Source organism: Paraburkholderia sp. C35 (assembly GCF_003121405.1).
Classification (GTDB): Bacteria; Pseudomonadota; Gammaproteobacteria; order Burkholderiales; family Burkholderiaceae; genus Paraburkholderia.
The window spans coordinates 18,767-29,023 of sequence record NZ_QBUY01000113.1 but is presented as its reverse complement, the minus strand read 5'-3'; the positions used below and the strand labels follow the sequence as shown (position 1 = coordinate 29,023).

Sequence of the window (10,257 nt, the reverse complement as noted above, 5' to 3'; positions counted from 1 at the left end):
GAGACGAGACAACTTCGATCCACACCTTCCCGTCGCGCACTTGCACGCTCAGATCGACCTTGCCGCCGTCCGGCGTATAACGGATCGCATTGCTCACCAGATTGCGCAGCGCAATGCCGATGTCGGCATCGTTTGCGCGCACATAAGCACTCGTCATTTCGTCGGCACCGATGTCGATGCCGCGCTGCATCGCTATCGGCAGCACCTCTGCCACGGCATCCACCACCACGGTCGACACATCGACGCGCGTCAGCGTATCGGGCTGCATCGCCGCATCCGCGCGCGCGAGCCGCAACAGTTGCGCGATCAACCTGCCGCTGCGGCGAATGCCGCCCTGCAGTTCGCGAAAGCGTTCCTGATTGCCCGGCGCGATATGCGGCTGCAGATTGTCCGCCTGCAACTGAAGCGCAGTGAGCGGCGTGCGCAATTCATGCGCGGCGTCGGAGATGAACTTGCGCTCGCCTTCGATCGACTGCTCGAGCCGCTCGATCATCTTGTTGATCGACGTGATGAACGGACGTATCTCCGTCGGCACGCCCGACGTCGAGAGTTGCTCGAAATGCGTCATATCGATTGCCTGCACCTGCGCGCCGAGCCGCGTCAGGCGCCGCAGCGCGCGCCGCACCACCAGCAGCACGGCGATCCACACGAGCGGCACCAGCACGATCATCGGCCATAGCGTGTTGAGCGAACGCGCTTGCGCGAGGTCGCGCTGCACGCGCGAGCGCTGCGCGACCTGGACCACCATCGACGGCTCGCGCAATGTGTAGATGCGCCAGCTTTCGCCGTTCACCATCGCGGTCGTGAAGCCCGGTTCGGCTTCGCGCGGCAACGGGAGCGACGGGTCGGTCGAGCGGTACGGCGTGGAGATGCCATCTTTCCAGACGGTGAGGTAGACGTCGCGCTCCGGCTGCGAACCACGCGCGGGCGTGGTGGGCAATGCGTCGGCGAGGCCGCTGTGATAGAGGCGCACGGCGACCTGTTCGAGACGCAGATCGAGCAGCGCGCGCATCCCCGCCTTGCCAAGCTGCCACGAACTGATGCCCTGTACCACGCCGACCACGCTCACCAGCACACACAGGGCGAGCACGAGTTGATTTCTGAGCGAGCGGATCTTGGGCATGGGCATGATGGGATGCGCGCCGTCCGGTGAAGTTGTTGGTATGGGTTGAACGACAGGTGAACCGCGCTGCAATGCATGGCGCCGGGCCTGCTGGCGAGCCTGTCGGCGAACCGATTCTACACCGCGCCGCACGCGCGCCTGGTCGCAACAATACGGATGCGGGCGCGCAGAAATGTCTGCGCGCCCGCGATGGATATCGAACGGATTGCCGGGTCCGGCGTGCCGCTCAATGGCCGACGTAGATCGACTTCAGCCCGACGTCGTACTGAGGATGAAATGCCGTGCCGCTTTGCGAGGTGCCGTCTGCGACGCCGCCGTATGCATCCTGATGCTGCGCATCCACACGCGCCTGCGCGGCCTCGAGTTGCGCCGGATACCCGGTCTTGTCGCCAATCGGGTTGTAGCCCGCGCGTTCGAGTTGCGTGAGTTGCGCTTCGACGTCGGCGCGGGTGACGGGTGCCGTGGTTTGTGCGAACGATGCGATCGGCAGCGTGAGCAACACAGCGACAGCGGCAGTGCGAATGAGCGTTTTCATGATGTTTCCCTCCAGGTGTCTGATTGATTGAATCTTGCGATGAAGTGAATCGTAGAGATCGAAACTTAGAAACAAATGAGCCGTGGTTACGGCCTTCGGCGACACAGCCGATGCCTAGCGCCAGTAGCCGTAACCGTAGTAATGCGGATACCAGCGCGGACGGCCCCAGTACCCACCGCCCACCACGGGAGGCGCTGCCACCACGGGCGGCGGTGCGTAATACACAGGCGGTGGCGCATACACGGGCGGCGGGGCATACACGGCCACCGGCGCGACGGGGAACATGGGCGCAACCGGTCCAATCCCGACGCCGACGAATACATGGGCCTGCGCGGCGCTCACCAGCCCGAGGCCGAGCAATCCGGCTACTGCAATGTGGCGAATCCCTTTCATGTTGTTCTCCTCGACATGCGATGCGAAGTCATGGGCGCATCGGTTGATACACATTCTCGGTGTCGAAAGTGAGAAGGGAATTAGCGCTCGCTGTCGCGTTCAACATGATTTATGGCACGCCGTGACATACATAGCCGCTCGCGCGCCGCACTCATTTTTTGCTAATTGAACGCCCCTACGATGCATTCCGTCGATGCAACGTCACGGTCTGAAGCAACAGGACGACGAGTAGCACATAAGCCGCGCATCGCATCCACGCAGCCGGGCGAACCCCGTTTTCGCCAGCGCGTTTTACTTATTGCACTACCGAAGGAGCACATCATGTTCAACCAGATCGCACACCGTGTCGGCGAGTTCTTCACGCTGTCCCGCGAAAGCGAACGCGAAGCGTATCTCGCATCGTCAGTCGATCTCGCCGAGCTCGAACGCCGCCAGCGCATGCTCGACGACAACGACGCCCCGTTCCACTCGCATTCGACGTTCGCTCCGCGCGACTGGATTGCGTGACGCGACGCCTTATTCAACGATCAATCGAATCGAACCACAGGAGATATCGAATGCGACACTATCGAAGCGACAGCCCGGAAGCAGCAGCACGTATCGTGGCAGCGTGCCTGCTGTCGGATGGACACGTCGGCGTCGACGAGCTCGAAGCGCTGGAGCGCTACGGCATGGAAGCGCGCCTGAAAATGAACCGCGGACAACTGCTCGCCGTTATGCAGCAGATGTGCGAAGACCTGACGTCGACGGCTTATCTGAACTGGGGCGATGCATGCCGCCTCGATCCTGCCGTGATCTTTTGCCTCGCGCAGGATGTGAAGGACTGGCGGCTGCGACGCGAAGTGCTGGCGCTGTGCAATGAAGGCGCGCATGCAGACGGGCATGTGTCGGAAGGCGAAGCGATGTTCATTCAACTGCTGCGCTCAGCATGGCAGATGCCGGAATTGCCCGACCTGCACGACTCGATGCCATTGCGCCGCAAGCTGAAGCTCGTGCCGATGCGCACGCGCTGATCGTCCCTCACCCACCACTCGCCGCGCTTTCCTGCCGATGCGTCCTGCGCTGAAGCAGGAAAGCGCGCGTGCGCATCCCGCACATCGCATAGCAGAAAATCCACTATCCATAGCGCGGCGTGCATGGACACGTTCGCACGAAAAGTCAGTTCTCTTTGCGCAGTCGCGCTGCTTGAATGAGTGCTCCCACTTACACGGAGACGTCAGATGTCGACTACGCAAGCGGCGCTCGCCCCTTCGAACACCCACGCCATTGGTGCCCATGCCGTACCTGAAACGCTCGATCTGCGCCGCGTCGCCGGCCGCATCGGCGCCGAGATTCGCGGTGTCAAGCTGTCGGGTTCGATCGATACGCACACCTTCGACGCCATCCACGCCGCGCTGCTGAAGCACAAGGTGTTGTTCTTTCGCGGCCAGCAGCATCTCGACGATACCGCGCAGGAAGCCTTCGCGCGGCGCTTCGGCGAGACCGTCGCGCATCCGACCGTGCCGTCCGTCGATGGCAGCCGCCATCTGCTCGAACTCGATTCGCAGCATGGCGCGCGCGCGAACTCATGGCATACGGATGTGACTTTCGTCGATGCATATCCGAAGATTTCTATCCTGCGCGCCGTGGTGATTCCGCCGTATGGCGGCGACACGGTCTGGGCCAACACGGCAGCGGCGTACGAGAACCTGCCCGGCGCGCTGCGTCAACTCGCCGACACACTGTGGGCCTTGCACACGAATGCGTACGACTACGCCGCGTCACATGTGAATGCCGACAACGAGCAACTGAAGCGCTATCGCGAGGTATTCACCTCGACCGTCTACGAGACGGAGCATCCCGTGGTACGCGTGCATCCGGAAACAGGCGAACGCTCGCTCGTGCTCGGCCATTTCGTGCAGCGTCTGAAGGGGCTGTCGGCGAATGAGTCGGCGCACCTGCTGCAGATTTTCCACGATCACGTCACGCGGCTCGAAAACACCGTGCGCTGGAACTGGACGCAAGGCGACGTCGCCATCTGGGATAACCGCGCCACCCAGCACTACGCCATCAACGACTATGGCGACGCGCATCGCGTGGTGCGGCGCGCGACCGTGCACGGCGATGTGCCCGTGAGCATCGACGGGCGGCAGAGCGTGGTCGTGAGAGGTGCGGGCGCGACGCTGCAGTAAGTGGTTCGGCGCGCGTCGGCAGGCTGCCCGACGCGCGCTAGAAGTCGCCGCGACCGATGGTGGTCGGCTGCACGGAACTGCCCGGCAGCGCGTACAGCGTGATGCTGACGTTGGTTGCGTCGACACTGTTGCCGGCCGCCTGTTCCATCAACTCGAAACCTTGCGATTTGTACAGGCCGCCATCGTCGAGATTCTGGTAACGGACGTCATAGTTGCCGGGCGCAACGTCGACCAGCGTGAAGGTTTTGCCCGCGGGAATGTAGAAGTGCCGCACCGGCTGGTCGAACACCGATGCGTTGTAGACCAGCTTGCCGAACACGTCGAAGCGGTTGACGGTGTTGTCGATCGTCACCGACGAATGACCGTCCGCCGCACCGACGGGCATGCCGTCGAGATACGCCGCCGACGCAGGCCACGGCAGGCCGTTCGGCGCCAGCGTGGGCCGCACATACGACACTTGCGCAGCGGAAGGATCGCTGGTCGCGACGGAAACATCGTTCTTCCATGGCGACGTAGCCGCCTGCGCCGACGACATCGCTGCGAGCGCGCGCCGCTTGCCTTCCTGCTGCACCGTGCCGTCGGCGTCCGCGTGGCCGCGCGAAGCGTACGGCGAACCATAAGGCGACGCAGAGGAAGACGTGTTGCGGGTGAACGGCCACGGCGTCATCGATTCCGTGATCGCCACATAGCCGAAAAAGGCGCACACGCCGATCACAGTCCAGCTTCGCAATGAAATCTTGCGCAACGAGAAGCGCGGCGCAGCGTGCGGCTTGCGTTTCGCGGCACGCGGATCGACGCGCGCCTGTGATGTCCAGCTGCCGGGACGCGTGTGTGCACGGGGCGGAACCTCGCGCCTCGCCTGCGCGGCGGCGGCCTGCCAGTCAGTCTGGCGCGGGTTCGACGCAGCAGCCGAAGCCGCCGGGCGCGGCGGCGCGGCGGCAGCAGCCGCTTCGCGTTCCTTGCGCGCGAGCCATTCGTCGTGCTCCTTGCGTTGCACGGGGTCGCTCAGAACCGCATAAGACGCGTTGATGATCTTCATCACCCGCTCGGCATCGGGATCGTCGATCCGCCGGTCAGGATGATATTTCTGACTCAAGGTCTTGTAGGCCGCGCGGATCACCTCTTGAGGGGCGTCCCGCGAGACTTTCAGATTGTCGTAATGGCTGTGAATCTTCACGCCCTTCCCCGATTGCCGTGCTGGTCTTTTATGATGATTCTACGCGAGCGCGGGCGTACCAGCCGATCCCTTACCCGGCCGGACCCCGGCTTTTCAATCGCCGTTGTGGGGCAGGCCGCATTTCGCGCGGCGCCCCGTCGTTCTGAGCGCGGCAGACGCCGCGCCCTTTCAGGCTGTTTTCTTGTCCTGCATTCGAACGGCCGGCTCGGCCGCCCGGTCGCTACGCCGCTGCTGCTCGGTCCAGATCTGGCTGTCCGGAAACCAGAACGCGCCTTCGCGCGGCGGCACGGCGAGTTTGACGGGCAGCGACGGATTGAAGACTTTCGACCACGCCGACAGATACGACGGCGTCTTCACCAGATACCCGCAACTCGCGAGCAGCAGGCTCGCAACCAGCGCTTCACGCCCGATGGCAAGACCGGGATGGCCGCTGAAATGCACGGGCGTCGTGCCTGTCGCGAGCAGCCTGGCGGGCGCGACGCTGATCGGCACCGGGAAATTCCATTTGGCGAAGTAATCGAGGAACGCCTGTTCGTCGCTCGATACGAAGATGTTGTTCAGTTGCGGCTGTTCCGCGAGCGTCGTTTCGATCAGACGGCAAAACGCTTCCCAGCCGATGGTGTGCGCCTCGATCTTCTTGTCGGTGCCGCGAAAATGCACGCCTAGCGTCGCGGCGCCGATGCCGAGCCGCCGGCGCACCGACTCCACTTCGTCACGGATGGACGCCGTAGGCTGATAGTGCGCGCGGAACAGCGCGCTCGCATGCTTCAGATCGAGCCTCGGCTCGTAACGGCGCCGAAACCCGAGTCCGCCGAGATCGTGCACGACCGACGTACGCAACCGCACGCTGCCAACGGGCACACGCGTGATACCCACGGAATCGAAATACTGTGCGAACCAGTCGACCTTGCCCTCGGCGTCGCCATAGATACCGCCGCGCGCAGAAATGAGCGGCATCAGGCGCTTCTCTTCGCAATACATCAGGATGAACAGCACCATCTGCATCACGGAAAAAAAGCCCGAGTGCGCGCGAATCTCGATCGCAAAGTAGCCGCGGTTCATGCGTTGCTGCGCGTGCAGCGTGATGCGGCCTGGCGTGCTGATCGAATGTTTGAAGCGCTCGCTGCGTCGAATGTATCTTGCGATGTCGATCAACCGGTTCAACATGCCACGTCCCTCTTGTGCGCCGGGCATCCCATGCCGGCAAGCCGTCTGGTTCGAAGAATTCAGGCGCGTTGCGGCGCGGTGTCGGAACGGCGGCGAGGCGCCCATCGTGCAGGTTGGTCCTGCGCGCCTCGTTCGTCGTACGAATCGGACCGCTGGCCCGATGCAAATTCAGCCAGCAAATAGACGTGATGCGTCACGCGCCATCTTATCGGGCATAAACGCAACGGTCGAGCACCACAAAAAAGACTGTGTGCGAAGCCATACACTTCGCCTACGCAAAGTACTTCGCGTTGCTAATCGTATGAATTTAACGGGCCTGGGGATGACCCGTAGCGTCGGTCGTGAAGACAGCGACGGCTTCGCGCAGCGAGCGCGCCTGCTCCGCCATCGACTGCGCCGCCGCCGATGCCTGCTCGACCAGCGCCGCATTCTGCTGCGTGACCTCGTCCATCTGCGTGACGGCGAGATTGACCTGTTCGATGCCCGTGCTCTGTTCGCTCGACGCCGCCGAAATCTCGGCGATGATGGGGGTCACCTGCTGCACGGAATCGACGATCTCGCCGATGATGCCGCCCGCGTCGCGCACGAGGTCCGAGCCGGCTGCCACGCGCGTCGACGACTGTTCGATCAGCGCCTTCACTTCCTTCGCAGCCGTCGCGCTGCGCTGCGCAAGTGCGCGCACTTCGCCCGCGACGACCGCGAAGCCACGCCCCTGCTCGCCCGCGCGGGCCGCTTCGACGGCAGCGTTCAGTGCGAGGATATTGGTCTGAAACGCAATGCCTTCGATCACCGCAATGATCTCGCCGACCTTCGACGAGCTTTCCGAAATGCCCGCCATCGTATCGACCACGCGCCGCATCACGTCGCCGCCCTGCGTGGCCGTGTCCGATGCCTTGTCGGCGAGCGCCGCCGCGTGGCTCGCGTTGCCGGCGTTCTGGCGCACGGTGCCCGTCAGTTCTTCCATGCTCGCCGCCGTCTCTTCGAGCGACGCGGCCTGCTCCTCCGTGCGCGCCGACAGGCTCAGGTTGCCCGCTGCAATTTCCGAACTGGCCGTCGCGACACCATCGGCGTTGCGCCGCACCTTGCTCACCACCTTCGACAGACTGGCCTGCATGTCGGCCAGCGCATTGAGCAACTCGCCGATTTCGTCGTTGCCATGCTCATCGACAGGCGTGGTCAGATTGCCGTGCGCGACGCTGCGCGCGACTTCGACGGCGCGCGTCAGCGGCAAGGTGATCGAGCGGCTGAAGAAGAACGCGCCCGCGAGGCCCGCGACGAACGCAGCCAGCATCAGCACGAGGCTGATTGCGCCGGCGCGGCGCGCGTCGTCGGCGGCTTGCGCGGACATGGCGGCGGTTTTCGTCGCGATCTGCTGGACGGCTTCGCCGAGCAGACGCGCAGGCTCACGGTCGACGCCCGCAACGGCCTTGTCGCCTGCCGTCGGCTCGAAGCCGGCTGCCTTGAACGCGTCGAGACCCTTGCGATAGCCGCCGCCCATGTCGGTATGCGCCGCCGCAAACTGCTCGACCAGCGCGCGCGTGCTGCCGTCGTCGAGCGAAGCAAGCAGTTCTCTCGTCTGCGAATCGACGATGCGTTCCTGCTTTTCGAACGCTGCCCAACCCTTGTCGAGCTTCGCCGGGTCTTTGCCGCGCAGCAGGATGTCCTTCCACTCCTGCACCTGCAGCTTGAAATTGACGAGGATATTCGCCGCCGTCCGCTCGTTCGCGACGTGCACGCGCACGAGGTCGTTGTATTCATCGATCGAGCGATGCATCGAGTACAGGCCGTACATCGCGCCCGCGAACATCAGGAACAGCGCTGCAGCAAAAGCGAGGGGAAGCTTGAATGTGAGTTTCATGAACGATCAGGAAGGAGGCGCAGCCGCGTGCGAGCCTCAGCGCGAGGCGCACGCGACGCCATCGGGGGATGACGGTTGCCTCGCGTGTTACGGCCTGTTCATCGTGATCTGAACCCCGACCCGTTAATTGGGAAGAAATTTTCCCTGGAATCGTTTTCACTGGGTAGTGACTGCCCGATGCCTGCGCGTCATGCGCACAGGCGCGCGGAAAGCGGCACGGCGGATCAACCTTTCATGTCGACCCAGATGCGGCCCCAGGCGGTCGCGTATTTGAGCGCCTGTTCGCCGTCGTAGAAGTAGTCGAGCGCGTTGAACGTGCGCGGCGGCAGGCCCGGTTTGTCGATGGTCAGTTCGGCTGCGTGCATGCCGTCGTCGCCGATTGCGGCGCTGGCTTGCAGGCGATAGCCTCGATGTGTGGTCAGCATGGGAATGATCATTGATTCATCACTGGCTTCAAGCGGAATGGCTGGCGTTAAACACGCCCGTCCCGCTTGCTCTCAGGCCAGGATTCGCATTATCTCGGCGCCCCGTTACTGTTCCATGACGGCCGGCGCATTTGCGCGCCGGCCTGTTTTTGTTCAATTCATCTGATCAATAGACTAAGTGACTCAGTCGGCGACCGGCTTGCCCGACGCATCCTTGACCTTGGTTTTCCATTGCGTGCGGATCTCTGAGACTACGCCATCCGGCAGCGTGATGTAGTCGAGTTCCTGCGCGGTCTGGTTACCGTTCTTGAACGCCCAGTCGAAGAATTTGAGCGTTTCCTTGCCGCGATCCGGCTTGTCCTGCGAGGCATGCACCAGCACGAACGTCGCGCCGACGACGGGCCACGCGTCCTTGCCCGGTTCATTGGTAAGGATCTGATAGAACGACTTGGACCAGTCGGCGCCGGCCGCGGCGGCCTTGAAGGTTTCCGTCTTGGGTTCGACCACGGCGCCCGCCGCATTCTTCAGCGACGTGTAGGTCATCTTGTTCTGCTTCGCGTACGCCCATTCGACATAGCCGATTGCGCCCGGCAACCGCTGCACGAACGCGGCGACGCCGTCGTTGCCTTTGCCGCCCGTGCCCGTCGGCCAGTTGACGGTCGTGCCCTCGCCCCCCTTGCTCTTCCACTCCGGGTTCACCTGCGCGAGGTAATGCGTCCAGATGAAGCTGGTGCCCGAACCGTCCGCGCGGCGCACCACGGCGATGTCGGTATCGGGCAGCTTCACGCCCGGATTGAGCGCAGCGATGGCGGGGTCATTCCACTTCTTGATCTTGCCGAGAAAGATGTCGCCGAGCACAGGGCCGGACAGCACGAGCGCACCCGGTTTCATCCCCGGCAGATTGACGACGGGCACGACGCCGCCGACCACGGTCGGAAACTGGAACAGGCCGTCCTTGGCGAGTTCGTCGTCCTTGAGCGGCGCGTCGGAGCCCGCAAAGTCGACCGTTTTTGCAAGCACCTGCTTGATGCCGCCCGACGAGCCGATGCCCTGGTAGTTGATGCGGCCGCCGCCCGTCTTCTGGTACGCATCGGCCCATTTCGTGTAGATCGGCGCGGCGAACGTGCTGCCTGCGCCGGTGACATCCGTGGCATGCGCGACAGAAAGGGACAGCGCGCCGATCAGGCTGGCTGCGAGCAGGATCTTTTTCATGGTGTGGCTCCGAATGGTGTGCGGAGTGAGTGCCTGGGCGCTGATTTCCGTCCCAGGCGTGAACGTTGAGGTCGACGGAAGTCGACGCTTGCGCTGATACGCCTGTTCCCATCCACGCGACATCGTGTGAAAGCTTTGTATGGGGTGCGTTTCGAAATTAGACGCGCTTCGTGACAATGCGGTGACGGTTGAAGCA

11 protein-coding genes are annotated in these 10,257 nt (G+C 63.3%); 3 read left to right on the top strand and 8 right to left on the bottom strand.

Annotated features, from left to right (window positions below):
• The 3 genes from DK391_RS37450 to DK391_RS37440 all read right to left on the bottom strand — a co-directional run.
• Window positions 1-1,129 (bottom strand): histidine kinase dimerization/phospho-acceptor domain-containing protein (locus tag DK391_RS37450; RefSeq protein WP_109483047.1); only part of this gene is annotated, 1,129 nt, incomplete at its 3' end.
• Between the two features lie 220 nt (window positions 1,130-1,349).
• Window positions 1,350-1,658: a DUF4148 domain-containing protein gene (locus tag DK391_RS37445; RefSeq protein WP_109483046.1), complete on the bottom strand. Its 309-nt coding sequence runs from the start codon at window positions 1,656-1,658 to the stop codon at window positions 1,350-1,352.
• A gap of 114 nt (window positions 1,659-1,772) precedes the next feature.
• Entirely contained in the window at window positions 1,773-2,051 is a 279-nt protein-coding gene (locus DK391_RS37440) for a hypothetical protein (RefSeq protein WP_109483045.1), read from the bottom strand.
• Window positions 2,052-2,372: 321 nt separating this feature from the next.
• Between DK391_RS37440 and DK391_RS37435 the strand changes: the two genes are divergently transcribed.
• The 3 genes from DK391_RS37435 (at window position 2,373) to DK391_RS37425 (ending at window position 4,222) form a co-directional block, all read left to right on the top strand.
• Complete coding sequence (locus DK391_RS37435) at window positions 2,373-2,558, top strand: DUF3563 family protein (RefSeq protein WP_109483044.1); 186 nt, start codon at window positions 2,373-2,375, stop codon at window positions 2,556-2,558.
• A 50-nt stretch (window positions 2,559-2,608) separates the two neighbouring features.
• Window positions 2,609-3,064 carry a hypothetical protein gene (locus tag DK391_RS37430; RefSeq protein ID WP_109483043.1) on the top strand — a complete coding sequence of 152 codons (456 nt, stop codon included), beginning with the start codon at window positions 2,609-2,611 and terminating at the stop codon, window positions 3,062-3,064.
• Window positions 3,065-3,271: 207 nt separating this feature from the next.
• Window positions 3,272-4,222 (top strand): TauD/TfdA family dioxygenase, encoded by a 951-nt coding sequence (locus DK391_RS37425; RefSeq protein WP_109483042.1) that lies wholly within the window; start codon window positions 3,272-3,274, stop codon window positions 4,220-4,222.
• A gap of 37 nt (window positions 4,223-4,259) precedes the next feature.
• Here the strand turns inward: DK391_RS37425 and DK391_RS37420 are convergent, their stop codons facing one another.
• From DK391_RS37420 to pstS, 5 genes are all read right to left on the bottom strand, one after another.
• Window positions 4,260-5,399, bottom strand: coding sequence for a J domain-containing protein (locus DK391_RS37420; protein WP_109483041.1), 1,140 nt, complete (start codon window positions 5,397-5,399; stop codon window positions 4,260-4,262).
• Between the two features lie 168 nt (window positions 5,400-5,567).
• The gene (locus DK391_RS37415) at window positions 5,568-6,566 is read right to left on the bottom strand and encodes a hypothetical protein (RefSeq protein ID WP_109483051.1); all 999 of its coding nucleotides are present in this window, start codon (window positions 6,564-6,566) and stop codon (window positions 5,568-5,570) included.
• 307 nt (window positions 6,567-6,873) lie between these two features.
• Complete coding sequence (locus DK391_RS37410) at window positions 6,874-8,424, bottom strand: methyl-accepting chemotaxis protein (RefSeq protein ID WP_109483040.1); 1,551 nt, start codon at window positions 8,422-8,424, stop codon at window positions 6,874-6,876.
• A 224-nt stretch (window positions 8,425-8,648) separates the two neighbouring features.
• Window positions 8,649-8,849, bottom strand: a complete 201-nt coding sequence (locus tag DK391_RS37405) for a hypothetical protein (protein WP_239483062.1) — start codon at window positions 8,847-8,849, stop codon at window positions 8,649-8,651.
• 183 nt (window positions 8,850-9,032) lie between these two features.
• Entirely contained in the window at window positions 9,033-10,061 is a 1,029-nt protein-coding gene (pstS, locus tag DK391_RS37400) for a phosphate ABC transporter substrate-binding protein PstS (RefSeq protein ID WP_109483038.1), read from the bottom strand.
• Between the last annotated feature and the right edge of the window lie 196 nt (window positions 10,062-10,257).